The sequence below is a fragment of the Aquimarina macrocephali genome, assembly GCF_051627225.1.
GTDB lineage: Bacteria > Bacteroidota > Bacteroidia > Flavobacteriales > Flavobacteriaceae > Aquimarina > Aquimarina macrocephali.
The window spans coordinates 1461497-1487064 of record NZ_CP151795.1 but is presented as its reverse complement, the minus strand read 5'-3'; the positions used below and the strand labels follow the sequence as shown (position 1 = coordinate 1487064).

Below are 25568 nucleotides of genomic sequence, written 5' to 3'. Positions count from 1 at the left end.
TATGGATAATGTGCTTATTAAAAATGCTAACATCGTTAATGAAGGGCAGGTTTTTAATGGAGATGTATATATAGAAAATGGTGTTTTTAAAGAAATTGCACCACAAATAAGTGCAAAGTCGCCAGATGTGCACATTTTTGATGCAGAAGGTAAATACTTATTACCAGGAGTCATTGATGATCAGGTACATTTTAGAGAACCTGGATTAACACATAAAGCAACTATAGAAACGGAGTCCAGAGCAGCTATAGCAGGCGGGATTACTTCTTTTATAGAAATGCCTAATACTGTGCCGCAAACAACAACAATAGAAAAACTCGAAGAAAAATTTGAAATCGCTGCAAAAACAAGCTATGCGAATTACTCTTTTATGTTTGGTGGTACAAACGATAATCTAGAAGAAATCCTTAAAGTAGATCCTAAAAAAGTAGCAGCACTTAAACTGTTTCTAGGCTCATCTACAGGAAATATGCTGGTCGATAACCCAGAAGTGTTAGAAAAAATATTCTCTTCTACAGATTTGTTAATCGCGGTGCATTGTGAAGATGAAGAAACGATTAAGCGTAATACCGCAAAATATAAGGCAGAGTACGGTGATGATATTCCTGTAAAATTTCATCCTATTATTAGAAGTGAAGAAGCTTGTTACTTGTCTTCATCACAAGCGGTAGCACTAGCTAAAAAGACAGGAGCACGATTACATATTTTTCATCTTTCGACAGCGAAGGAATTAAAGCTATTTACAAATAAAATTCCGCTTAAGGAAAAGAAAATAACAGCCGAAGTATGTATTCACCATTTGTGGTTTTCTGATACAGATTATGAAGAAAAAGGAACATTGATTAAATGGAATCCTGCTGTAAAAACAGCAAAAGACAGGGATGCTCTGTTTAAGGCACTACTAAAGGATAAAATAGACGTAATTGCTACAGATCATGCTCCGCATACTAAAGAAGAAAAAGATAATGTGTATACCAAAGCACCTTCTGGAGGACCATTGGTACAGCATGCACTTCCTGCTATGTTAGAATTTTATCACCAGGATAAAATAAGCTTAGAAAAAATCGTTGAGAAGATGTGTCATAATCCGGCAATATTATTTCAGATCGAGAAAAGAGGATTTATAAAAGAAGGATATTATGCAGATGCTGTTTTAGTCGATATAAATGCACCCTGGACAGTAAATAAAGATAATATTGCATATAAATGTGGATGGTCACCTTTTGAAGGGACTACCTTTAGATCGAGAGTTACGCATACTTTTATTAATGGAAGTTTGGTATATAAGAACTTTAAATTCTATGATGTGCGACACGCACAACGACTAACTTTTGACAGATGATTAGAAATATAATATACACTATAGCTTTTCTGACCTTTATTTCTTGTCAGAGTATAAATAAACCCCCTAAACCAGAATCGTTTATAGAAGAAGACCGTATGGTTGAAATTTTAACTGATATTGCTTTTGTAAGGGCCGCAAAAAGCTCTGATAGAAAAACTTTAGAGGAAGAAAGTATTAACCCTGAGGTTTTTATTCTGAAAAAACATGGTATAGACAGCATTATTTTTGTAGAAAATAATACCTGGTATTCTGGTCAGATAGAAAAGTATGAAGCAATTTTTGTTCGCGTAAAGGCCAATCTGGATAAAGAAATGGCAAAATACGAGAAGTTGAAAAAGGAAGAGGATTCTATTAAAAAAATTGAAGATTCTATTGCAAAAAATAAAGATACACTTAAGCTTAAAGATTTACCTGTTGTTACAGAAGATATAATCGAGGAAAAGATAGAAGAAGCTAAAGGGAAAAGGACTAATGCTCCTCCTTCAAAAAAGCAGTAGCGGTTTCTTTGATACTTTTTTCAATTGGAGTAAAACTATAAATAAGTTCCTTTTTTATTTTATCATTCTCATAGTATTTTGTAGAAAATGCGCTTCGTATAGATGATCTAAATATCGATCTATTCGTTCTAAACAAAATATGGCTAACACGTTGCGCATAATAGGCAATTTTCATCAAGAAAGGAGAAATTTTCTTTTTAGGTAGTGGTTTGTGCAGTGCCTTGGCAATCATGCTAAAAGCACTTTTGTAACTCAAATTCTCACCAACCAGAATGTAGCGTTGGTTACTATAGGTACCTGTTGTGAGTTTATACATAATATCGACAACATCCTGTATGGCTACATAACCGGTAGTTCCTGTAGTATAATATTTCATTCCGGCGTAAATCCTTTTAAAGAGATATCCACTACCATTATCAAAAAAACCAGGGCCGATAATGATACCAGGGTTTACAATTACAGCGGTAAGACCCTCATGTATTCCTCTCCAGACTTCCATCTCTGCACCATATTTGGTAATTGAATATACAGAATTAGGAGTTTCAGGATTCCATTCTGCCTTCTCATCAATATGAGCATTTAATAAATTTTCCCCAAGTGTTGCAATCGAACTTACATAGCAGAGTTTGGCCACTTTTTTGATTAAACAAAGGTTTACAATATTTGCTGTGCCATGGATATTGGCTTTTCTTAATTTTCTATAGTGAGATGGATTAAAACTAATTTTGGCAGCACAGTGATATACATGAGTAACTCCTTCAAAAGCTTCAGTTAGAACAGGGATATTATTGATATCAGTATTCACCCACTCTATAGTATCAAACAAGTGTTTCTCTTCACTTGTGAAATAAGAGGAGAACACTTTTTTGGCCTGTTCTTTTTTAGTCTCGGTTCTGTATAAAGCACGTACTTGTTGTTTTTCCTGTATAAGTCTAACCAGTAAATGCGTTCCTACTAAACCTGTTGCTCCTGTAACTAATATCATAGTATATATTCTACGATACTAAAGTAAACAATTAATGTACATTTTTGGGTTAAATAATAAAGACCTCAATATTTTGAATATGTATTAAGGTCTTTTGAATTTTTCTTTAAACGTAAAAATTACTCACAAATATTACTACATCTACATGACTTTATAGGCTCATCACCAGAGGTTGGAGCTTCATTATCAGTTTGTCCATTGTGTGGTTGTCCTCCATAAATAGTATTTAGACCATCTAATTTTGCGATTTCTAATTTTTTAAGATTCAGTTTTTTAGAATTTTTTGCTTGTTTTTTCATAATATAAATTGGTTTTAATTAATAGAAATGGAAATTATTACTATTTGAAGACTGCATACCCCCTGTTTTCAGTGAAAATCCAGAAACGTGTATTTAGACTACTCGGTAATTTTTTTAAGAGAAAAGAGGAATGGATATTTTAGTGCTATGGCTATTAGTGTAACAGGTGTTTTACAATTGGTGAAGATGATAAATCAATACCATCCAATTTCTACCATAATCATAGCTGGATATTATCCATATTTTTATCTTTGTCGCTCTTAATTGAATTATAGTACAATGACTACAAATTTTATAGAAGAATTACGCTGGAGAGGAATGTTGCATGATGCGATGCCTGGGACCGAAGAATACTTAATGGAGCAAATGAGATCTGCCTATGTGGGGTTTGACCCTACAGCAGATTCATTACATATCGGTAACCTGGTTCCTATCATGTTACTGGCACATTATCAGAGAGCAGGGCATAAGCCTTTTGCATTGGTAGGTGGTGCCACAGGTATGATCGGTGATCCTTCAGGAAAATCGGCAGAGCGTAATCTACTGGATGAAAAAACACTTCGTCATAACCAAGAAGCTATAAAATCACAACTAAGCAGATTTCTGGATTTTGAAAGTGATGCTCCCAATGCAGCTGTATTGGCCAATAACTATGACTGGATGAAAGAGTTCTCATTCTTAGAATTTATTAGAGATGTGGGTAAACATATTACTGTAAATTATATGATGGCGAAAGATTCTGTTAAGAATCGAATTTCGTCAGAATCATCAGAAGGGATGTCATTTACAGAATTTACATACCAACTGGTGCAGGGATATGACTTTTTACATCTGTATAGGGCACATGCATGTACTTTACAAATGGGAGGAAGCGATCAGTGGGGTAATATCACTACAGGAACCGAACTGATCAGAAGAATAGCAGGAGGAAAAGGATATGCATTAACATGCCCGTTAATTACTAAATCTGATGGATCAAAATTTGGTAAATCTGAAGGAGGAAATGTATGGTTGGATGCTAAGCGAACATCACCATATAAATTTTACCAATATTGGTTAAATACCAGTGATGAAGATGCCGAAAAATACATTAAGATTTTTACGTTTTTAACAGAATCTGAAATAAATACTTTAATAGAGCAACATAAAGAAGCTCCGCATCAGCGAATTTTGCAGAAAAAACTGGCAGATGAGGTGACCGTTATTGTACATTCTCAGGAAGATCTTGATAATGCGATTAAAGCATCTGCAATTCTTTTCGGGAAATCTACATCTGAAGATCTAAAAGGTTTGGATGAAGCTACTTTTTTAGATGTTTTTGATGGTGTACCACAAGCCGAGATTGCAAAGGATACAATAGCTAATGGTATTGATATTATTGGTGCCCTGGCAGAACACACAGGGTTTCTTAAATCAAATGGAGAAGCTAGAAGAGCACTGAAAGAAAATTCTATTTCGGTAAACAAAGAAAAGGTTAACGATACTTATTCGATATCAAATAATGACTTGATCAATGGTCAATTCGTTTTATTACAACGTGGTAAGAAAAACTATTTTGTGATCAGAGTGGTATAAAACACGTAGAATCTAATTTTTAGAATACCTACATCAAGTTTATTTGAAAATAGAAATATAAAAAAGGAGGGAAATATTTGATATTTCTCTCCTTTTTCTAATTAACGACCCTTCTTCTTATTTATAGTATCGTTTTATAACACTAAGGTCTCTGCTGCTTAAAGCACGACGTTGTACATTAAAAGTACTTCCGTTTTTTCTTACGATTGTAGGCTTTCCGTTTTTACTAAAAAAGTAAGAGCCATACATCATAATAGATCCAATATCAAATGTTGAGGTTCTAACCGAAGAAGAAGATCTTTTATTAAAATTAGAAGCTTTACCACTTTTGATGTTGTTAAAATTAACAGTAACATAATTATCTCGTTTGGGATGTTGTTGCTCATGATACATGCCAATCGCGTGTCCGATTTCATGAATAGTGTTTCCGGTAGAACAACCAGAAGCTAAGGTGATATTTTGTCTACCTCCTGTTCTTCCTACAGAAGAAGAACACCCTGATCCTGATCTAAAACGAATATAAGCTCTTTGATTTGTTCTTTTTATAAATCGTATTTTGGTTTTACTTTCCCAATGATTAATTGCACTAGTTACACGACCTTTGTTTGATAAATTACTGTCAACAGTATAAGGAATATAATAGTAATTTCCTGATTTAGGCCAGTGCCTATTTCTTCGGATCACTCCCTTTTGTAAAGTGTTAGTTTCTTCTACCTGTTCGGGAGATAATATCATATCTCCAAGGATAAGATTACCATCTACTTCTTTAAATTCTGTTTTGACATCAAAAAAGTCTTTTGATATAGTTTTTTCAGCCCCATTTAGAGGATAAACTTCTGCAGAAGCTTCTGATTTAGAAGATTCCTGATTAATTTCTGTAGTTACAGACTCATCTTCTGTTTGGCAATTGGTAAACATCAATACAGATAATGCATAAGCCGAGAGGCTTAATAATTTACTTGTTTTCATAATGTAAATTTTAAGTTAAATTTGTGTTTGTATATTGGGAATTAACGATCAATGAATACTTGATATTGTATTTGAGTTGATTTGTAAATTTGCTTTTTATACTGTAAATCAAGGGTTTAGCATAATAAAACTATGGTTACCTTGTAGTGAAGAATTGAATTGTATTTAAAAACAGACACTTACCCAATTTTGGTATAACCAATAAAAAATTTATTTATTTTCGATAAATTTTAAAGATAAGTGTATATAAAACAAAAACAGGTAAGTATATACTTACCTGTTTTCTTCAAAGAAATTAATTTTATTAGTTGGTATATTAATCCTTAATGTTCAATTTATTGCTAAATATAAGTTTTGGACTATTTACCTAGAAATAGAGTTAATTTCTTTGTTGTGGCTTTGTTACATTTCTACAACAAAACCCATTTCTTTTTAACTAAAAATTTAAAGAAATCATTTGTTAACCATGAGCTAAAGTAATTCTGTTAGTGTTTATAAAACATGACAAATGTCAGTTTTTGAATTTTAGAATGTTAAATTTTTGACTCATTTCAGAAATGTAGTGCCTAGATATATGGTTTCATTTCTTGTTTCCGTTTTTTGAGCTGTCTTTCTAAATCACTAAGTGTTTCTTTAAAAGCAAATTCAAAATTTTTCTCATTAGATGTAGCATATAGTTTTGGTCCTGGTAAACTTAACTCTACATCACAGATTTTACCTTTTCCCTTTGGGTCGTTTTCTTTTTTGAAAAATACATCCGATTTAATTATCCAATCATATTTTTTGAATAATTTATTTAGTTTTTCATGTACATAACCTTCCATGGTTTCACTAGTTGGCATTTGTACAAATTGAATATTGATTTGCATTTGTTCGTATTTTATGGTTTTTAATTGTTAGATCTATACTGCTCTGTATTGGTGTAAAATTCACATATTTTCTGAGCTTCATTAGAGCAGGTATTTTGGTCTAATCTCTATGCTAAAATAAAGACTATCATCTTTTTTAAATATGACAAATATCATTCCGAAAATCAGTCTTTTCAACGAAATTCGATAAAAATATGTAGGTATGTCTAAATATGTATTATGGATGTTTTTTACTGCTGTTCTTATATCCTGTGGAGATAAAGAGGAAAAAATACGTCCTGCAGTAAGAGACATTACAGAATTGGTATATTCATCGGTTACTATCCAGCCAGACAGCTTGTATCAAGTATATGCTTCGGTACATGGTATTTTGGATAAAAACCTTGTAGAAGAAGGAGATAGTGTCAAAAAAGAAACCCCATTGCTTCAGATCATAAACAGTAACCCTAGGTTAAATGCAGAAAATGCTAGGTTATCGTTTGAGCTTGCCCAAAAAAACTATAATGGCAATGCAGCAATTCTTAGTAGTATAGAAGAAGAAATTAAATCAGCAACTCTTAAAATGACTAATGATTCTATAAATTATTGTCGTCAGAAAAATCTATGGAGTCAACAGATAGGTTCTAAAATAGAGCATGATACTAAAAAACTCACCTACGAACTTTCTGCAAATTCTTTGAACCTGTTGAAAAATAAGTATGATAGAACTCGAGAAGAACTCAAGACTCGGTTACAACAGGCAAAAAACAATTATAAAACCTCGGTAATAACCACCAAAGACTTTACTATTAATAGCAAAATTAATGGCAAGGTATATGGCTTATATAAGAATCCCGGAGAGATTGTAAATACTATAGAACCCATTGCAGCAGTGGGTAGTGCTACTGTCTTTGTTGTCGAAATGCTAGTTGATGAAGTGGATATTGTAAAAATTAAAAAACACCAAAAAGCTATAATAACCCTGGACGCATATAATGGAGAGGTATTTACTGCAAAAGTGAGTAAAATATACCCTAAAAAGGATGAGCGTAATCAGACTTTTATGGTTGAAGCTCTTTTTGACAAAAGCCCAGAGGTATTATATCCGGGATTGTCTGGAGAGGCAAATGTTATCATAGCTCAAAGAAAAGAAGTACTAACGATACCAAAAGAATACCTGATTGATGATACTAAAGTAAAAACTGAAAAAGGAACAGTAGAAATTGCTATTGGGCTTCAGAGTATGGATACTGTAGAAATCTTATCAGGAATTACCAAAAACACTTGGATCTATAAACCCGAATAATGACCAATTGGAAAGTCATATTAAACATTGCCAGAACACATCTGGTTACCAAAATCAAACAAACTGCGACAGCAGCTTTGGGTGTAACTTTTGGCATTGGCGCATATATTACTTTGGTTTGTTTTATGACCGGGCTGAATAAGATGCTAGATGATTTGATTCTTAATCAGACACCACACATTCATATTTTTAATGAAATTGAACCTTCAAAAAAACAACCTGTAGACTTATATAGTGAATTTCAAAATACATTTAATGTAGTGCATTCGATTAAACCAAAACAAAGCCAGAAAAGAATTCATAATGCACTTCCTATCATTAACTATCTTAATAAAGATCCTCAGGTTAGGGGGGCAATACCACAGATTAAGTCACAAATATTTTATATCGCAGGGTCTATTGAATTAGGAGGTAATCTAACCGGTGTTGATATTATGAAAGAAGTGGAATTTTTTAATTTCAAAGATTACATTGTTAAAGGAACTCCCCAGGCTTTGAAACATAATGATAATGGAATTTTACTAGGTGCGGGTGTTGCAAAAAAAATGTCTCTTGATATTGGCGATAGAGTACAGATCAGTACTATAAAAGGAGATGTTTTTCCGTTAAAAATTGTAGGAATATACCAAAGTGGGATTGCTGATATTGATAACATTCAAAGTTTTGCTACTATTAAAACTATACAGCGTATTTTGGGAGAAGCAGAAAATTATATTACAGATATCAATGTAAAACTTCACAATATTGAACAATCCATCGCATTAGCAGAAAAAGTAGAGCAACAGTTTAAACTCAAAGCAATTGATATTAATACTGCTAATGCACAATTTGAAACAGGGACTACGATTAGAAACCTAATTACCTATGCCGTCTCTATAACACTATTGATTGTAGCAGGTTTTGGTATTTACAATATTCTAAATATGTTCATTTATGAAAAAATGAATGATATCGCTATTCTAAAGGCAACTGGTTTTTCGGGAAAAGATGTGCAATTGATTTTTATGAGCCAAGCCATGATCATAGGTGTTGTTGGTGGAGTTTTAGGACTGTTAATTGGATTTGGTCTATCTCATCTTATTGATCAGTTACCTTTTGAGACAGAGGCATTGCCAACAATTACTACTTATCCTATCAATCACAATCCCTGGTTTTATAGCATTGGTATCACATTCGCTATGATTTCAACTTTTTTGGCAGGTTACTTACCTTCTCGGAAAGCAAAAAAAATAGACCCTGTGCGTATCATCAGGGGACAATAACAATGCTATGAAAACAGTTCTTGAAGCCAAAGACATCAATAAGTATTTTAGAAAACCAGTACTTTTTCATGTGTTAAAAGATATTTCTTTTAAGGTAAGCAAGGGAGAATTTGCCTCTATTATGGGAAAATCGGGGTGTGGTAAATCTACTTTGTTGTATATCTTATCAACTATGGATACAGATTATGAAGGAGGGTTATACTTGAATAACGAACTCATAACGGGACAAGAAAGAGAAAAACTCTCTTATATACGAAACAAACATATAGGTTTTGTATTTCAGTTTCATTATTTGTTATCTGAATTTTCGGTATTAGAAAATGTAATGCTTCCTGCCAAAAAATTAGCTGAAAAATCTATTGAAGAAATTGAGTATGATGCGATGAAGAAGCTTCGTATCCTTAAAATTGATCACCTTGCCAAAAAAAGAGCCTCACGTATCTCTGGTGGAGAAAAACAACGAGTTGCCATAGCTAGGGCTTTAATAAATGATCCTGCTATCATTATGGGGGACGAACCCACAGGAAACCTGGATAGCTATAATTCTGAAAATGTATTCAATGTTTTTAAGCAATTAAGTGATGAAGAAGGGCTGTCACTTCTGGTTGTTACCCATGATATAGATTTTGCGAATAAAACCGATCGAATTATAGAAATGGGAGATGGTAGAATTATAGGTTAATTATAATTTTTAATAAAAAATAATTCTAAAAATGATATTGGTTATAATTGGAAGTATACTAATACTATTCGTTGTGATATCCATAGTAGGGATAGTATTGTTTAATGCTTTTGTAGAACAAGAAAGAGCACTATTATTTAATACAGGTAGAGAAATAGATAGAAAAGTCACCCAGAAAGACTTGGATGACCTTCCTGATCTGATGAAAAATTACCTTAACAAAGTGAATATTGTGGGGAAACCAAAATACTGCAATGCTATTTTTACCCAAAAAGGAGAGATCAGAACGAGTCCAGAAAAAAAGTGGTTACCATTTTCTGCTACACAATACATGTCTTCTAACAATTTTGGATTTATTTGGAAAGCCAAAGCATTACCTATGCTAATCAGGGATAAATATACTAATGGTAAAGGTGAAGTAAGAGTGAGTGTACTGGGGTTAAAAAATATAGTTCTGTTTACAGGTCAAAAAGTAGATCAAAGTTCATTAGGGCGATATCTGGGAGAACTTATCTGGTTTCCGATAGGTTTCCTAAACTCTGATATCTCGTGGGAAGCTATAGATTATAGAACGATAAAAGCTACTATCGTAAACGATAATCATACTCTTGAAGGCTTTTTTATATTTAACCAAAATGGAATGATAGATCATTTTAAAACCAAAAGATATCGAGATACAGAACTAGAAGATTTTATTGGAGAAGTAGGAGAATATAAAGATTATAATGGATTGTTGATTCCGAATACGATGACTGCGATCTGGGATCTTAAAAAAGGGAAGCAGAAGTATTTTAAAGCTAATATTCTTGATTACAAATTAATGAGCTAACAATACATATCAAAACAAACTATCCAGAATTGGATCAATACCCTACTTTATTCTTTAGAGAAGGGACTTCCCATTTAATAATTTCTTTTAAAAATTCATCTACTTTCTCAACTATAAGTTTTTGAGTTATCGATTCTGGAGTATATACTCCTAATTCTATCATGTTATTTTCTTGAGGTTTATTTTCGATCTCGGGGAATAACATAAAAACATAAATGTCACCATTGTAGGATTGTGAAAAAATTAAGGCTCCTCCTGGCAAAAATTGATATGCAGGTATTAGGTTTGTGCAATCTATTAGTTCTTGAGGAAAGGAATCAAAAGTAATATTTATAGCTTCGTTATTATGAATCCAGCTCAATTCCTGAACTTTCCAACCAATATCATATTGTTGTACAATTCCCTGTAAGGTTTTAAGTAGAATATCTTTGGTTTTGTTTTTCCAAAGCATTCTTTTATCTACAACCGTTTTTATAGAATTCCTATAATCATTAACCCGTTCTTCAAGATGTTCAATTTTCATGGCTATTATTCTTAAAAGATTCTTCTTTTTTCTTTTCTTTCTCTAGCTTTTTAAAGTACCCTCTAAACAAAAAATTATGTTTTAGAGCTTCCATATTCTCGTTAAAACGATATGTTCCTTCTTTAATGCTATTCATTGTAGAGTCAATATTTTTAACCAGGTTTGGATCTGTTGTTAGATAGTGTAACGCTCCTTTTCCTTCTTTTACCTCTTCTAGAACTACCGTAAGATTTTTGGTCACTTGATTAATATCAACACTTGACTGCTCCAGATTATCAACAATAGTTTTCATTTTCTGACCAGATAGGCTATCCTGTAACAAAACACCAGCCACACCTTTACCTTGATTGATAGAATAGATGATATTTCTAAGTTCTGTAATAGCTTGTGATGCACCTGTGCTGGCATTTTTTAATTGAAATATAGTTTGTTTCAGGTCTTTTGCCATTATAGAATCATTGATCAATAACCCTATGGTTCCATTACCTTCAATGATTTCTGTAGTTATTTTTAACAAGTCTGCTGTAAGTAAGGCGGCATTTTCATTGGTGACATTAAGAGTACTGAGCATATCATCGGTTCTTACCTTACTGTAAGATTGGATGGTGTCACCTGATATCACAGGTAATTTTTTGCTTTCCCTAGGGATAATATTTACAATCATATTGCCTACCAAGCCGTCTGATCCTATAGTTGCTACGGCGTCTTTTTTAATATGTTTTCCTATATTTTCTCGAATAAGCATTTCGACTATAATTTGAGTATCGTCTATCATCTTAATCTTGCTTACTGTTCCTACATTGATACCAGAATACCGAACATTATTTCCTAATTCGAGACCGTTGACATTAGTAAATTGAGTCATGATTCTGATATTGCTACCAAAGAGATTTTTTCGATTTCCGATAGAGTATAATGCGGCGATAAGTAATACTGTGCCAATCACGACAAAGACACCAAGTTTCAACTTTTGAGATGCTGTTTTTTTCATAACGTTTCACTTTAGTTTTATCTATCCTCTAATGCTTAAAAAAAGCTTTTACCTGGGGGTCATTTGATTGAGATAATTCCTGATATGTTCCCTCTGCATAATTAATTCCGTCTACGAGCAAAATAATTCTATTAGAAATCACTCTTGCACAATCCACATCATGTGTGATGATTAATGATGAGGTTCCATATTTCTTTTGGATACTGCGCATTAATTCGATAATTTCTTTAGAGGTTATTGGATCTAATCCGGTCGTAGGTTCATCATAAAGAATAATTTTAGGCTTTAGGATTAAGGCTCTTGCCAGTGCTACTCGGCGTTGCATTCCTCCTGAGAGTTCTGATGGCATTAGGTCAATTGCATGTGCCAAACCTACATTTTCTAGTGCTTCTATAACTAAAGCTTCAGTATGCCCTGTCATATTCAATTTATCTTTATGTCTACGTAAAGGAAATTCCAGATTTTCTCGAACGGTCATAGAATCATATAGAGCACTACCTTGAAACAAAAAGCCAATCTCGGTTCGAAGTAGATCCAGTTCTATCTGTCCCAAAATAGTAATGTCCTGCCCTTTTATTTGTATACTACCACTATCTGCTTGCATTAACCCCACCAGACATTTAATCATTACCGATTTACCAGAACCCGATTTGCCCATCACAACCAGATTTTCTCCTTCAAATAATTGTAGATTAAATCCGTTGAGCACGTGATTATCGCCAAAGTTTTTTCTTAGATCTTTGATCTCCAGAACAGAGGTTATGTTTTTTTTAGGTTTCATTAAATTTCAAAAAATATATCTGCCAGAAATACTGCTACGAAGTCAATGACAAACAATAACATTGAAGTATATACTACTGCAGAGTTTGATGCCTCACCAACACCTGCCGTTCCTTTTTTGCAGTAATATCCTTTGTAACATCCTACTAATCCTATCGCATATCCAAAAAAGAATGATTTTACTGTAGCAGGAATGATATCACTATACTTTATAGCATCAAATACCTGATTAAAATATAATTGATAGGAGACAGCTCCTTTTAGATTTTCGATAATGGCTGAACCAAATAGAGCAATTGCATCTCCAAAGATAATCAATATAGGAAGCATTAAGGTTGTTGCTGTAATACGTGTAACAACAAGATACTTAAAAGGGTTGGTTCCTGATACTTCCATAGCATCGATTTGCTCTGTTACTCGCATAGAACCCAGTTCTGCACCAATTCCAGAACCAATGCGTCCTGCACAAATAAGAGCAGTAATTACGGGTCCGATTTCTCTCACAATAGAAATCCCAACCATAGAAGGCATCCAGGACTCTGCGCCAAATTCCATCAAAGTAGGTCGAGACTGAAGCGTAAAAACCAATCCTAAAATAAACCCGGTTACTCCAACTAAAAGTAAAGAACGATTACCCATATTATAGCACTGTCGTAATAGTTCCTGAAACTCGAAAGGTCGAGTAAATACTTCTTTAAAAAAACGTCCTGAGAAATATGACAAATCGCCTATCTCTGTAAAAAAAGCTTTGGTCCTTTCTACTATGCGAAGTGATTGTGTCATAAATGATTAGCTACAAGGTTATTCAAAGATAGAAGTAGGATTTGCTAATAAAAATGATATAAATCAGGTGTTCAGATAATAGATAGTAATACTGTATAGTATAATTATGGTAAGATGGTATTAAGTTTTATCCTATGAAGCGGTTTTTGAAACATAAAAAAGGCTGTCTCTAGAGGCAGCCTTTTTTATATGTATATGATGTATAATCTTAATACCAACCTCTTACATTATACTTAACGTTTTGGGGCTGATTTTTACCATAAGCTACTCCTACATCTCTAGCAGCTTTAATATATGTTTTCTTAAGATCTAATACTTTTAACTGATAGTTCCAGTCTCTATCACTTAGATCCTTTACTCTAGCGGCAATTTTTGCATATAAAGATTTTACCTGACCGTAACAAGCTCCTTGAGGTTCTACGGTTGACAAAATAGCTCCAGCTTCATTTGCTGCATTTATATCCTGGTTTGCTGCCCAGATTGCTGATGCTTCAGTAAGCTTTTGTTTACAGTCTCTATCAATACTCTTTTGATAAAGAACCTTGATTTTTGATTTTACCTTATTAAAACATGTACTTGCTTCAGGAACGTTAGTCAATACAACCAAAGCTTCATCAAATTCATTCTGAGCTTCTAATGCTGCCGCTTTTTTAAGAATGTTAGAACAGTTTGCATTATAATACTCTATGATTTTTTCTTTTCCTTTTTCAACAAATTCTAAGATTTCAGGATTTTTAGGTGATAACCTTTTAATAGCAGAAATATATGCTTTAGTTTCATTATTACCTACTCCTTTCAATTCGATTGATTGACTTGCAAATAAAGTCCCGGATACACCATCTCCGATATATAAAGTAACATTTAAATTTAATGCTGTCTTTGGTGGAGCTGTAGCAGTAATGTCCTTACTTAACACACTAATGTTTGGTGCTAGTATAAACCTTGAGTTATACGCATTTTTACTAATTCCATTTTTAGTAATAATTTGTGCTAACCTATTTAATAACATTTTTTTTGCAGAAGCAGGAATCCCTTCTACTTGACTAGGTACATATGCTGCTAATGAGATCCCATCGTTATTCTTTTTTTCTTGTGCTACCATTGAGGTTGCTACAAAAAACAGCATTATATATAATATTTTTTTCATCGTTTTATAATTTTATTTGCCTCCTAATATGATGGTTGCTCTTCCTAGGCCTTTCATAACAAGTTTGTTAGGAATTGCATAAGGTTCAGCCTTAAGTTTTTTACTTAGTTTTCTTACAAATCTTCGGGCATCCATTGCTCTGCCTTTTTCGTTAAAAAGAGGAATTCTAACTTGCTCAAAAAGAGCCATATCTGCCGTCATGTCTGTTGTGTTAAATCTACCTTTAACAGCATTATCAGCTAACCAGTCTTCAATAATAACTCCTAACTCTTCGTCATCATCTCCATATTCTGCTTCTAGGTCACCATCCCAATCATCCCATTTCTGGATTCTTACAATAATTTCACGTCCGTTTTCAAACATATCATCAAAATGAGTTTGTAGAGAACCGGTAAAATTATCCATATGTGATAATACAGCTTCAGAAAGCAATACTGGTACTTCTGCAGAAAATGAAGGGGCTCCTGTACCTGTTGCTGTTGCGATTTGCTTGTCTGTATATGCGTCTAACCCTTGAAGGTTAAAATTAACTGATTTTTTAGGTCCGGTTTTATTAATTGTCCAGGTTAATTGCATTATAATATCTGCTTTAGCGATTTTCTTAAGGGCATCAATCGGACTTTCACTTACACCACTTCCCGTGTCTTTTGAAGAACGCATATTGTCCTCTGCAGCATTAGACTCTAAAGTCTTTATAGCAGACTCCATATTCTTAAGAGGAAAACCTCTTTCGGCCATCATTCCATTTATTTGACTGATTACCTGAAGCACCTCTGCATTTTCTTGAAATGCTCTTTTATAATCAGGAACTTTTACGATTGTTCCTTGATTGTTAAAACCTAACATATATCCATTTTGATTGCACCAAACATCACTAGGCACAACCATAATAGTAGGTTTTTTTGCCTGACCAAAACCAAATGATATAGTCAGCATTAAAACCCCAACGAGTACGATAATATTTTTTTTCATTAATCTTTTGTTTTAAATTTAAAATCCAGCGTTTAATGCTCTAATTATTCCTTCTGCTTCTAATTTTTTTCTTAATTGGTCAGTGGCAACATTTATAACAACTCCTATTTTATATTCCCTTTTACTCACTTTTAAACGATCACCGGGTGCTATATTACCATCGGTTGCAGCGGTAACGTATTTCATAAATTCACCGCCATCGCTAAAAAAAGTATCAAAAAATGCTGCATGTTCATTTTCTGCTCCGGGTTTACTTACAAGAGGTTTAAAAGAAGTACATCCATTTCCTCCTCCTGCATATCCTTTAAAAACTATACCATGTACAGCATTTTTCATAGCTTGACCGATAGCGAACTTTGGTTTTTTTGAATATGACCAAACTTTTACAAGCTTGGAGCCTTGTTTAGCAATGCCTTCACATTCAATATCATACCTCCATGCTTTTGTGTCTTTATTTGCTATTTTCTTTTTTCTCTGTGCATTGGCATTAAAACTAAAACTTAATAGTAGTATTAATACCAAGCTTATTTTCATGATGGATTTATTCATAATATAAAGTTTGAATTTCTTAATTAATTTGTCTGATCAACATTCCTGAGTAATATTTTTTCCCCCCTTTGAATAAGGTGTATTCCTTAATTTTTTCTGTAGATTCTCGTTCTTCACCAGCCATAAAGAGGTTATCCCAAATCTGTTTCTTGTCTACTTTTATAACTCCTTGTCGCTTATAAAATGTTTTTCCGTTTTTATCGATTGTTTGCTCTAATACTTCGTATTTATCTCCTCCTTCTAATCCTTCTTTTAGCCCAATTTTTGCAGATAAAGGATCTCCGCTTATTAGAGGCGTCTTGGTTCTAAATACTTCGTATTTTCTTTGCAATTTTGCGATTACAGCATCAACTGCTTTTACAGTGGCAACTGCAACTAATTGTTCTTCGCTTTTTCTAGTAAATGAACTACTTTGCAGATCGGCCCAGGCTATTTCTGTACCTACCAATTCTACTTTAAAAATATCAGAATCATCAAAAGCCTTCTTTTTGGCTTCATCAAAATTAGCATCATCTGTCCAATAATCATTATAAAAAATAGCAGCGGTTTCTTCATTCCATATCAATTTGTATAAGTTTGAAGTTGTTTTTATCACATACCCTTTTCCTGCAACATCAAGAGCTTTTCCTGCTAATTTTGAACCTAGACCAGTTTTTCCTGTAAGACTTGCTGCAAATCCTAATCCTTTTTTGGCGGTCTGAGCTACCTCCTCTTTACTGATATACTTAAAATCATTAACAACAATAAATGTATTTTTAATAAGTTCTTCTCCGGCATCAGCTAATAAAGCTAGTCCTCTTTCACTGTTTTTAGCAATTTTTACATCTAATTCTGTAGCGTTGTATGATCCTCTTTCAGAGATGAGATCCATATTAAAACCTCCTTGTTCACTTCTGTTAAACCATTTTGCAACTACAGCTTTTGCAATCTTGTTAGCAGAAAAATACTCTGCAATAGCAACTTTTTGAGCCTCTTTTATCTCTTCTTTTGATAACGACTCATCATAAACCTTGGCAATCGTTCTTAAGTCAATGTTATGATTATTAAATTTTTCTGGAAGCTCAGCCGATGTAAATGCCTCTTCAATAACATCTGCGTATTGCCTTTCTTGATCGGTTACCATAAGTGTAAACAAAGAGCTTCTTCTGTAAACAACATCGGTGGGTTTTTCTTGACTGTAAATATTAAATGTACTTACAGCTACTAGTAAACATAAAATTACTTTTTTCATAGATTAAACTAGATTAAAAATTGATTAGTTAGTGTTTAATTTCATTTTGCAACATCTAATTTATTACAGGTTGACTGTAAAGTTATTAGTGTAACTTACAACAATACACCCTGAAATCAGGGGTTTCTTTTGGGTTACGTTAAGATTATGTGGAGTGTTTTATTTTTGGGGAAATATATTGACTAAACCTGTTTTGGTAATTATTTTTATGTAATGTTATGATTATTAAATTTTTAAGGAATCTGTACTATCTTGAGTGTGAATTCTGTAAGCTTTTCTTGACTGTAGGTACTAAATATACCTATGTATACTAATAAATATAGTATTACTCTTTTCATAAGTTAAAATTGATAGTTAGTGTTAATTGCATTTCCCTATATTAATGCGAATTATGTACCTCCTTTTTTAGATACCAACAATTGCTAAATTAGATAAAAAAAAATGATTAAATTAATTTTTAATTAATCATTTTTTCTCGTTTAAAATCAAATTTTGTGTTTAAATCCGGCTAACTGTTTATAATACTCCTTTATTGAAGCAGAATAAGTTTATTACAAGTTAAAATTTTGATTATCATTCTTATGTCAATTTGTATCAACTCTATTTAATATAATCTTATTCAGATAAAAAGAATACTAACTATATTAATTATTTAAAATACTTGTATCCATCCATCATTCGAAATTGAAGTTATTTAAACAGGAATATTTTATATTTACAAAAACGTAATGTATGTCTTCTCAATCCCGTTTGGATCGTGCTTATAAAAATGCCAAAGTAATTCAGTTTGATGATACTTCTAAGTTTATCTTTTTTAGTGATTGTCACCGGGGAGATAATAGTTTTGCAGATGAGTTTGCTAATAACAGAAATATTTATTTTCATGCCCTGAAACATTATTATACCGAAGGGTTTACCTATTGTGAATTAGGTGATGGGGACGAACTGTGGGAGAATTTAAGTTTTGAAACCATATTTAGAGCACATAAAGATATATACGAGTTATTACAATTATTTCATGCGGACTATAGATTAAATTTGATTTGGGGTAATCATGATATGGTATACCGGGATCCAAAATATGTAAAAAAACATCTTAGTTCTTATTTTGATCAAAAAACAGATACAGATAAAGAAGTTCCTTTGTTCCCTGATATAAAATACCATGAAGCTATTGTATTGAAACATAAGAATACAGAGCAGGAAGTTTTCCTGATTCATGGTCATCAAGCAGATTTTATGAATTATATAGGTTGGAGAATAAATAGGTTTCTTGTGCGGATTTTATGGAAACCTCTTCAGGTAGTGGGGATAGCAGATCCAACCAGTCCTGCAAAAAACTACAAAGAAACCATACGAATAGAACGCAGAATCAAAAAATGGATAGCCAATAATGAGAACTTGTTAACTATTATTGGTCATACTCACAGACCTAGATTTCCAGAAGCTGGAGAACTAGCTTTGTTTAATGATGGAAGTTGTGTGCATCCCAGATCTATTACAGGAATAGAAATTGAAAATGGTAATATCACCTTGATTAAATGGCAAATTTCTACTACTGAGGACGGAACGTTAAAAATCATTAGAGTTCCCTTGGAAGGACCTCAAAAGTTAACCGAATTTATTACAGAATAGACCATTCTATTAATGGAAAATGTTCAATATATAATCGATAAGATCCCGATACGTCATAACCTGGTATCATATTTTATGTTTTTGGGTATATTTTTAGGAATATTACTGAGTTTAGTAATTCTTTTTAGAACCTCAAAAAATACTGCTTTTAGAATATATGGATGGTCTTTATTGCTGCAATCTATTATTGCAGTTGATGTTTTTTTATGTTATACAGGCCTCTTAAAATATGTACCACATGTAAACGACAGTACAGAACCTCTGGTATTACTTTTAGGGCCATCGATTTATATGTTTATTTATGCACTGCTCGAAAGAAATTCAATTACTTTTAAGAAACATTGGATACACATTTTACCGTCTGCAGTATATTTTTTGTCTCAGATAAAATATTATATAGGGCCTGTTTCTATTAAAATTAATGCATATTTAGGAGCGTATTTTTCAGAAATACCAAGAATTCCTGTTCCAGATAATATCGATTATTCTTACCTATGGATTAAAGATGAATTTAGATGGCTCGTTTTATCCAGCTTTGTCATTTACATTATGCTATCTATAAGGCTTATATTAAGGCATTTTTATACTAGTGAAACAAAAAATGCAAATAATATAAAGGTTACTAAATATGATTTTTCTAGAAACATGATCATTGGATTTCTGGCAACATTTATCCTTGTGTTTTTAGTATTTCTAAATTTTGAAGATGATGCAGGTGATCATTATATTTTTATCTTTCTTACAACTCTTATTCTAATCACAACTTTTGTTCTACTTTCAGAATCACGATTCTTTGAAAATTCATGGATAGCTGATAAGTATGAAACTTCAAAAATTAAAAATGATCAAAATTCTATAAAAGAAATAAAAGCTTTTATAGAAGACGAAACATACTATTTATTGCCTTCGGCTTCATTAAAAGATTTGGCAAAAACCTTAGGATCTAATTCTAATTATATTTCTCAAATTATAAATGCAAATACCAATTTAAATTTTAATGATTTCATAAATCAATATCGAATTGAAGAATCTAAAAAAAGGTTGCTAGATGAAAATTATAGTCATCTCACTATTGAAGCTATAGGTAATTCTGTTGGTTTTAAATCAAAAGCTACATTTTATAACGCTTTTAAAAAACATGTAGAAATGTCTCCAAAAGCATTTATAAAATTTCAAAAACCTGTTTCTTAGGATTAAACACCGGTCAAAAAATGTCTAAAATTATAATTCTAGACGTAATACTATTTTTTTGTTAGTTGATTATAAGCAAAATACTTCACTTTTGGCGAAACAAATTTTTAATAGTATACATATTATGGAGAAACAAATTCGTCGATATGATCTCGACTGGTTACGGGTTATTGTATTTGGGTTATTGATTTTTTATCATGTAGGAATGTTTTTTGTGCCTTGGGGGTTTCATATTAAAAACAACATAATTTATGATTGGCTTCGTTGGCCTATGCTCTTTTTAAATCAATGGCGTTTGCCTATTTTATTTGTGATATCAGGTATGGGTACCTACTATGCACTTTCTTCCAGAAATTTATGGCAATTTAATCTGGAACGTATTAAGAGGTTGGCAATTCCATTACTCTTTGGGATGCTGTTTATTGTCCCTCCACAGGTATATTTTGAACGCATGTCAAACCATCAATTCTCTGGTTCGCTAATAGAATATTTTACTACCATAGCATATGCCGGGATATATCCGGAAGGTAATTTTAGTTGGCATCATCTCTGGTTTTTGCCCTATCTGTTGATATTCTCTTTAGTGCTTTCACCAGTATTTATCTGGATTAAAAAAAATCCGACAAAACTAGTTGTCTGGGTCAAAGGAAAAGTGCAAAAAAAGTATGGATTATATCTTTTTATTATACCATTATATCTCACTGAGGCTTTTTTAGAACCTTTTTTTCCTGTCACTCATGCATTAATCGATGATTGGTTCAATTTTATAAATTGTTTTATTTTATTTTTCTTTGGATTCATTCTTATTGCATCTGGAAAAGAATTCTGGAATAGTATAGATCAAATAAAATCTAAAGCACTGATCATAGGGATTATTACATTCAGTACCCAAATATGGATATGGTTGCAATTAGAAGATAGCACATTTGTGCATTTCTCTGAAGCTTTAGTTAAAGTAATTAATTTGTGGTCCTGGATTTTGGTAATATTTGGGTATGGAGCAAAATTCTTAAATAAGAAGAGTGAAAAATTAGCATATTGTAACCGAGCAGTGTACCCCTTTTATATTTTACATCAAACGATTATGATTGCAATAGGGTATTATGTAATGAATCTGGATTGGGGATTTATACCTAAGTTCACAATATTAATTTTAGGTACATTTTTAGGTAGTTGGATGATCTATCATTTGATCATTTTAAGAATACCCGTTTTACATCCATTTTTTGGGCTAAAAAAACCCTATGTTTAAGTATTGTGCTTATTCTATATTAAGTACAGCTTCGATCTGAGGAGCATATTTTTTAATAGTCATTTCTACTCCAGATTTAAGGGTCATTTGGTTTACACTACACCCTACACATGCACCTTCTAACTGAACTTTAACGATCTTACCATCTTCAATAGAAATTAAAGAAATGTTTCCTCCATCACTTTCCAAAAAAGGTCTTATTTCATCTAAGGCCTTTTCTACATTAATTTTTAATTCTTCAGAAGTCATTTTCTATTTTTTTACAGCAGAACAGCCTGCCATTGTTGTTATTTTAATTGCTTCGGTAGGAGGTAGATTATCATTTCTGTTCACTACTTCCTGAACTGCATTCTTTGTCAATTCCTCAAAGGCCTTTTCTGTTGGTGTTGCTGTTTGTAATGCTGCGGGTCTACCTGCATCTCCAGCTTCACGTATACTTTGCACTAATGGAATCTCTCCTAAAAATGGAACATCAAGATCTTCTGCAAGATATTTAGCTCCTTCTTTACCAAAGATATAATATTTATTGTTAGGAAGCTCCTCTGGTGTAAAATATGCCATATTTTCTATAATCCCCAAGACAGGTACATTAATACTGTCTTGCTGAAACATAGCTACCCCTTTTCTGGCATCTGCTAATGCTACATTTTGTGGGGTACTAACCACCACGGCTCCAGTTATTGGTAGAGATTGCATAATAGAAAGGTGTATATCTCCTGTACCCGGTGGTAAATCGATTAACATAAAATCGAGCTCTCCCCATGCTGCATCAAAAATCATTTGATTTAGTGCTTTTGCTGCCATTGGCCCTCTCCAAACTACTGCCTGATTTGGTTGCGTGAAAAACCCAATAGATAGGATCTTAACACCATAATTTTCTATGGGTTTCATTTTGGATTTCCCATCCTCTTTTACAGAAAGAGGTCGTTCTCGTTCTACATCAAACATTATAGGGACAGAAGGGCCGTAAATGTCTGCATCCAATACCCCAACTTTGAATCCCATTTTAGCCAAAGTTACTGCAATATTAGAAGTTACAGTAGATTTTCCTACACCTCCTTTACCAGAAGCTACCGCAATAATATTAGTAATTCCTGGGATAGATTTTCCTTTGATTTCGTTGTTTTGAGGTTGAGCTGTGGGAGCTTCAACCTTAATATTAACTTTTACTTTTGCTTTTTCATATACTTTCTCATGAATAACTTTCATTACATCTACTTCGGCACGTTTACGAATATGTAATGCCGGAGTGGTCAAGACTAAATCTACAATGACTTCATCGCCAAAAGTAATTACATTTTTTACAGCACCACTTTCTACCATATTCTTGCCTTCTCCAGCCACGGTGATAGTTTCTAATGCTTTTAAAATATCCGATTTCTCTAACTTCATGAGTATTATTTCTTTTTCTAACTAATTTTATCAATCCAGATGGATCCTAAACGCAAAGATAGGTTGAAAAGTTAAGATTATAAAGCCTATAAATTGAAATGATTTATAGCTGTATCGCTATTGATTATATCTTAATATTTGTAAATTTTTGAAAAATTAGGAGATATTAGGATAAATCGTATATTTGATAATATTTGTAAATTTTTGAAAAATTAGGAAATATGATTGAAAAAGCTCCAGGTTTTGAACCAGATAATGATACTTATTTTCAAATGGGAGCATTAAATATAGAAAATAGTCTAGACAAAGATGCGTTCGCAAAAATAAATTCGAATTATTTGTTTTGGGACAAAATAAAGTATTTGAAATTTAAAAATCTAAATGCCAATGCAGCTTGGAGACACATAAAGACAAAAAGGTTTTTGAATCAGGTAGCTTTATATCTTGAAGGGAAAAACAGAACCCTGTGGTTTAATTATAACATAAATGAATTTCTACAGCAAAAACTCCATTATCTAGATCATAATTTTGGAGCAGGATTACAAAAAGAACAATTACTTTCAGAATTAGATAAACAACAATATCTTAATAATGCATTGATGGAAGAATCAATCTTTTCATCTATGATAGAAGGGGCTACCACTACAAGAGTGAAAGCTAAAGATATGCTTAGGAAAAATAAAAACCCGAAAAATAAATCGGAGCAGATGATTCTGAATAATTATGAAACTATTCGATTTATAAGTGATCATAAAACTGAAGATATTTCAATCGAGAAACTTTATGAGATTCATAGACTGGTTACCAAAAACACATTAGAAGAAGAAAAAGTAGGGGTTTTTAGAAAGAATAATGAAACACATGTAATGAACGAAATTACAGGAGAGATTATTCATACACCTCCTGATTTTGAGGTGCTTGATACACTTATGCAATCGTTCTGTGATTTTTTTAATACTAATCCAAAAGATAATTTTATTCACCCTATTGTTAAAGCAAGTATTTTGCATTTTTTGATTGGATATATTCACCCATTTGTGGATGGAAATGGAAGAACAGCTCGTGCGATTTTCTATTGGTATTTGCTAAAAGATGGATATTGGCTGGCAGAATATCTCTCTATTTCAAGAGTAATTATGAAAACGAAAACGCAGTATGAAAAAGCATATATTTATACTGAAATAGATGATATGGATGTTACTTATTTTATTTACTACCAAGTAAAAGTACTAACACAAGCTTTTGAAGACTTAAAAAAATATGTTGCCAAAAAGAAAAAAGAAGAAGTTAAACTATCGATATTTTATAAGGAACCTAATATTAATGAAAGACAGGCACAGCTATTATTTTGGATAAAGAAAAATGAAAATCGTTATTTTTCAGTAAAAGAAATTCAAACTACTTTTTCAATCACTAATCAGACTGCAAGAACTGATCTGGAAAGTTTGGTAGATCGAAATATTCTAAAAAAAATCAAGATCAATAAAAAGACCGCAAATTATTGGAAAGGTGACGATTTTGATGAAAAATTCTCATAGCTCTTTCATAGGGTCCCAGAACAACTTTTCGAAATCGATGATTTGATTATCGATCACTTCAATACCTTCATTCTCTAACAACTGTTGCATTAGATTTGTGCCTTGAAAGTGATGTTTTCCGCTAAGAATTCCTTTTCTATTTACAACACGGTGGGCAGGAACATCTTCACGACCTCCACAAGCATTCATAGCCCAGCCTACCATTCGAGCACTACGTGCGGCACCCAAACATTTTGCGATAGCTCCATAAGAAGTAACTCTGCCATATGGAATAAGTTTGGCGACTTCATATACTCTTTCAAAAAAATTTGTACCAGACTCTGATCCGGTATCTATATCATTTTTCTTTACTCCCATGTATATATAATTCTTGCTAAGGTTATAACTACTAGAACCAACATTAATATCCCCATAAAGTAATTAGAGTATTTGGCAATAGATGCAGTTTTCTTTTCGATTTTAAGGAAAGAAAACACATAAAAATAGAGCGTTACAAAGGTTCCTGCTCCTGCTGCTATGATAAAAGCAGTAATTCGCAAGGTGTCATATTCTATTTTTCCACTAACACTCATTCCTGCAGCAATAGCACAGAAATAGGGTATGGGTAATACATTAATTGCAGACATCATAACACCTTTAAAAAAGCTTCTGGTGTCATTATTTCGATAGACCTTTATTTTTGTGCTTTTTTGCTTTGCTTTTGCAAAAAAATAGATGGCCATGAAAAAAAAGATTACTGCTCCTGTACGAAGTAATATATTTCTAACATATGGATTGAAGAAAATATACTTGGCTAGAAGAATTGCTATCAGTGCCTGAAATATCACAACTATTGATGCACCAACTGCAACTAAGATTCCGTTATTTTTACCTCTCTCAAGGCAGGTTCTGGCTACGGTCATATTTACCAATCCAGGTGGAATCACTCCAACCAGTGATGCAAAAAATGTGACTAAAAATAGTTTGGTAGTTTCCAAAATTACTGAG

At 32.7% G+C, this 25568-nt stretch carries 27 protein-coding genes; 11 read left to right on the top strand and 16 right to left on the bottom strand.

Annotated features, from left to right (window positions below):
* The first annotated feature begins 1 nt into the window (after position 1).
* Both AAFU52_RS06680 and AAFU52_RS06675 read left to right on the top strand, forming a co-directional pair.
* On the top strand, positions 2–1342 hold the full coding sequence (locus tag AAFU52_RS06680; RefSeq protein WP_438425909.1) for a dihydroorotase: 1341 nt from the start codon (positions 2–4) through the stop codon (positions 1340–1342).
* On the top strand, positions 1339–1842 hold the full coding sequence (locus AAFU52_RS06675; protein WP_438425908.1) for a DUF4296 domain-containing protein: 504 nt from the start codon (positions 1339–1341) through the stop codon (positions 1840–1842). The genes AAFU52_RS06680 and AAFU52_RS06675 overlap by 4 nt, the downstream gene beginning before the upstream one ends.
* Here AAFU52_RS06675 and AAFU52_RS06670 read toward each other — a convergent pair.
* Together AAFU52_RS06670 and AAFU52_RS06665 are read right to left on the bottom strand one after the other, a co-directional pair.
* The gene (locus tag AAFU52_RS06670) at positions 1814–2827 is read right to left on the bottom strand and encodes an NAD-dependent epimerase/dehydratase family protein (RefSeq protein WP_024768215.1); all 1014 of its coding nucleotides are present in this window, start codon (positions 2825–2827) and stop codon (positions 1814–1816) included. The genes AAFU52_RS06675 and AAFU52_RS06670 overlap by 29 nt on opposite strands.
* 119 nt (positions 2828–2946) lie before the next feature.
* Positions 2947–3126 carry a hypothetical protein gene (locus AAFU52_RS06665; protein ID WP_106790904.1) on the bottom strand — a complete coding sequence of 60 codons (180 nt, stop codon included), beginning with the start codon at positions 3124–3126 and terminating at the stop codon, positions 2947–2949.
* A 279-nt stretch (positions 3127–3405) separates the two neighbouring features.
* Between AAFU52_RS06665 and tyrS the strand changes: the two genes are divergently transcribed.
* Positions 3406–4701: a tyrosine--tRNA ligase gene (tyrS, locus tag AAFU52_RS06660; RefSeq protein ID WP_438425907.1), complete on the top strand. Its 1296-nt coding sequence runs from the start codon at positions 3406–3408 to the stop codon at positions 4699–4701.
* A gap of 117 nt (positions 4702–4818) precedes the next feature.
* On the opposite strand, the gene AAFU52_RS06655 is transcribed toward tyrS, so the two are convergent.
* Positions 4819–5670: a M12 family metallopeptidase gene (locus AAFU52_RS06655; protein WP_438425906.1), complete on the bottom strand. Its 852-nt coding sequence runs from the start codon at positions 5668–5670 to the stop codon at positions 4819–4821.
* 566 nt (positions 5671–6236) lie between these two features.
* Positions 6237–6539, bottom strand: coding sequence for a ribosome hibernation-promoting factor, HPF/YfiA family (hpf, locus tag AAFU52_RS06650; RefSeq protein WP_024768211.1), 303 nt, complete (start codon positions 6537–6539; stop codon positions 6237–6239).
* A 202-nt stretch (positions 6540–6741) separates the two neighbouring features.
* On the opposite strand from hpf, the gene AAFU52_RS06645 reads away from it, so the two are divergent.
* Genes AAFU52_RS06645 through AAFU52_RS06630 form a run of 4 tightly spaced genes read left to right on the top strand, consistent with a single transcriptional unit; the run spans position 6742 to position 10597 of the window.
* Positions 6742–7824 carry an efflux RND transporter periplasmic adaptor subunit gene (locus AAFU52_RS06645; protein ID WP_438425905.1) on the top strand — a complete coding sequence of 361 codons (1083 nt, stop codon included), beginning with the start codon at positions 6742–6744 and terminating at the stop codon, positions 7822–7824.
* Positions 7824–9086, top strand: a complete 1263-nt coding sequence (locus tag AAFU52_RS06640) for an ABC transporter permease (RefSeq protein ID WP_024768209.1) — start codon at positions 7824–7826, stop codon at positions 9084–9086. The genes AAFU52_RS06645 and AAFU52_RS06640 overlap by 1 nt, the downstream gene beginning before the upstream one ends.
* Before the next feature lie 7 nt (positions 9087–9093).
* Complete coding sequence (locus AAFU52_RS06635) at positions 9094–9768, top strand: ABC transporter ATP-binding protein (RefSeq protein WP_024768208.1); 675 nt, start codon at positions 9094–9096, stop codon at positions 9766–9768.
* 31 nt (positions 9769–9799) lie between these two features.
* Positions 9800–10597: a DUF6544 family protein gene (locus tag AAFU52_RS06630; protein ID WP_024768207.1), complete on the top strand. Its 798-nt coding sequence runs from the start codon at positions 9800–9802 to the stop codon at positions 10595–10597.
* A 34-nt stretch (positions 10598–10631) separates the two neighbouring features.
* Here AAFU52_RS06630 and AAFU52_RS06625 read toward each other — a convergent pair whose 3' ends face one another.
* The 8 genes from AAFU52_RS06625 to AAFU52_RS06590 form a co-directional block, all read right to left on the bottom strand.
* Positions 10632–11120, bottom strand: a complete 489-nt coding sequence (locus AAFU52_RS06625) for a hypothetical protein (protein ID WP_024768206.1) — start codon at positions 11118–11120, stop codon at positions 10632–10634.
* Entirely contained in the window at positions 11110–12111 is a 1002-nt protein-coding gene (locus tag AAFU52_RS06620) for an MlaD family protein (RefSeq protein ID WP_438425904.1), read from the bottom strand. The genes AAFU52_RS06625 and AAFU52_RS06620 overlap by 11 nt, the downstream gene beginning before the upstream one ends.
* 28 nt (positions 12112–12139) lie before the next feature.
* Positions 12140–12892, bottom strand: a complete 753-nt coding sequence (locus AAFU52_RS06615; protein WP_024768204.1) for an ABC transporter ATP-binding protein — start codon at positions 12890–12892, stop codon at positions 12140–12142.
* On the bottom strand, positions 12892–13674 hold the full coding sequence (locus AAFU52_RS06610) for an MlaE family ABC transporter permease (protein ID WP_024768203.1): 783 nt from the start codon (positions 13672–13674) through the stop codon (positions 12892–12894). Before AAFU52_RS06610 ends, AAFU52_RS06615 begins: the two co-directional genes overlap by 1 nt.
* A gap of 208 nt (positions 13675–13882) precedes the next feature.
* Positions 13883–14821 carry a hypothetical protein gene (locus AAFU52_RS06605; protein WP_438425903.1) on the bottom strand — a complete coding sequence of 313 codons (939 nt, stop codon included), beginning with the start codon at positions 14819–14821 and terminating at the stop codon, positions 13883–13885.
* A gap of 12 nt (positions 14822–14833) precedes the next feature.
* The gene (locus AAFU52_RS06600; RefSeq protein ID WP_438425902.1) at positions 14834–15793 is read right to left on the bottom strand and encodes a DUF6175 family protein; all 960 of its coding nucleotides are present in this window, start codon (positions 15791–15793) and stop codon (positions 14834–14836) included.
* Positions 15794–15811: 18 nt separating this feature from the next.
* Entirely contained in the window at positions 15812–16342 is a 531-nt protein-coding gene (locus AAFU52_RS06595) for a hypothetical protein (protein WP_024768200.1), read from the bottom strand.
* 19 nt (positions 16343–16361) lie between these two features.
* Positions 16362–17573 (bottom strand): hypothetical protein, encoded by a 1212-nt coding sequence (locus AAFU52_RS06590; RefSeq protein ID WP_024768199.1) that lies wholly within the window; start codon positions 17571–17573, stop codon positions 16362–16364.
* Positions 17574–18305: 732 nt separating this feature from the next.
* Between AAFU52_RS06590 and AAFU52_RS06585 the strand changes: the two genes are divergently transcribed.
* From AAFU52_RS06585 to AAFU52_RS06575, 3 genes are all read left to right on the top strand, one after another.
* Entirely contained in the window at positions 18306–19208 is a 903-nt protein-coding gene (locus AAFU52_RS06585; protein WP_024768198.1) for a metallophosphoesterase family protein, read from the top strand.
* A gap of 12 nt (positions 19209–19220) precedes the next feature.
* Complete coding sequence (locus AAFU52_RS06580) at positions 19221–20399, top strand: helix-turn-helix domain-containing protein (protein WP_024768197.1); 1179 nt, start codon at positions 19221–19223, stop codon at positions 20397–20399.
* A 124-nt stretch (positions 20400–20523) separates the two neighbouring features.
* Positions 20524–21651, top strand: coding sequence for an acyltransferase family protein (locus AAFU52_RS06575; RefSeq protein WP_206538786.1), 1128 nt, complete (start codon positions 20524–20526; stop codon positions 21649–21651).
* A gap of 9 nt (positions 21652–21660) precedes the next feature.
* On the opposite strand, the gene AAFU52_RS06570 is transcribed toward AAFU52_RS06575, so the two are convergent.
* Both AAFU52_RS06570 and AAFU52_RS06565 read right to left on the bottom strand, forming a co-directional pair.
* Positions 21661–21900 (bottom strand): NifU family protein, encoded by a 240-nt coding sequence (locus AAFU52_RS06570; RefSeq protein ID WP_024768195.1) that lies wholly within the window; start codon positions 21898–21900, stop codon positions 21661–21663.
* Positions 21901–21903: 3 nt separating this feature from the next.
* Positions 21904–23043 carry an Mrp/NBP35 family ATP-binding protein gene (locus AAFU52_RS06565; protein WP_024768194.1) on the bottom strand — a complete coding sequence of 380 codons (1140 nt, stop codon included), beginning with the start codon at positions 23041–23043 and terminating at the stop codon, positions 21904–21906.
* Between the two features lie 221 nt (positions 23044–23264).
* Here AAFU52_RS06565 and AAFU52_RS06560 point away from each other — a divergent pair, with 221 nt between their 5' ends.
* On the top strand, positions 23265–24581 hold the full coding sequence (locus AAFU52_RS06560; RefSeq protein ID WP_024768193.1) for a Fic family protein: 1317 nt from the start codon (positions 23265–23267) through the stop codon (positions 24579–24581).
* On the opposite strand, the gene AAFU52_RS06555 is transcribed toward AAFU52_RS06560, so the two are convergent.
* Positions 24576–24938, bottom strand: coding sequence for an MGMT family protein (locus tag AAFU52_RS06555; protein ID WP_438425901.1), 363 nt, complete (start codon positions 24936–24938; stop codon positions 24576–24578). The genes AAFU52_RS06560 and AAFU52_RS06555 overlap by 6 nt on opposite strands.
* Entirely contained in the window at positions 24929–25558 is a 630-nt protein-coding gene (locus tag AAFU52_RS06550) for a LysE family translocator (RefSeq protein WP_024768191.1), read from the bottom strand. The genes AAFU52_RS06555 and AAFU52_RS06550 overlap by 10 nt, the downstream gene beginning before the upstream one ends.
* Positions 25559–25568 lie beyond the last annotated feature (10 nt).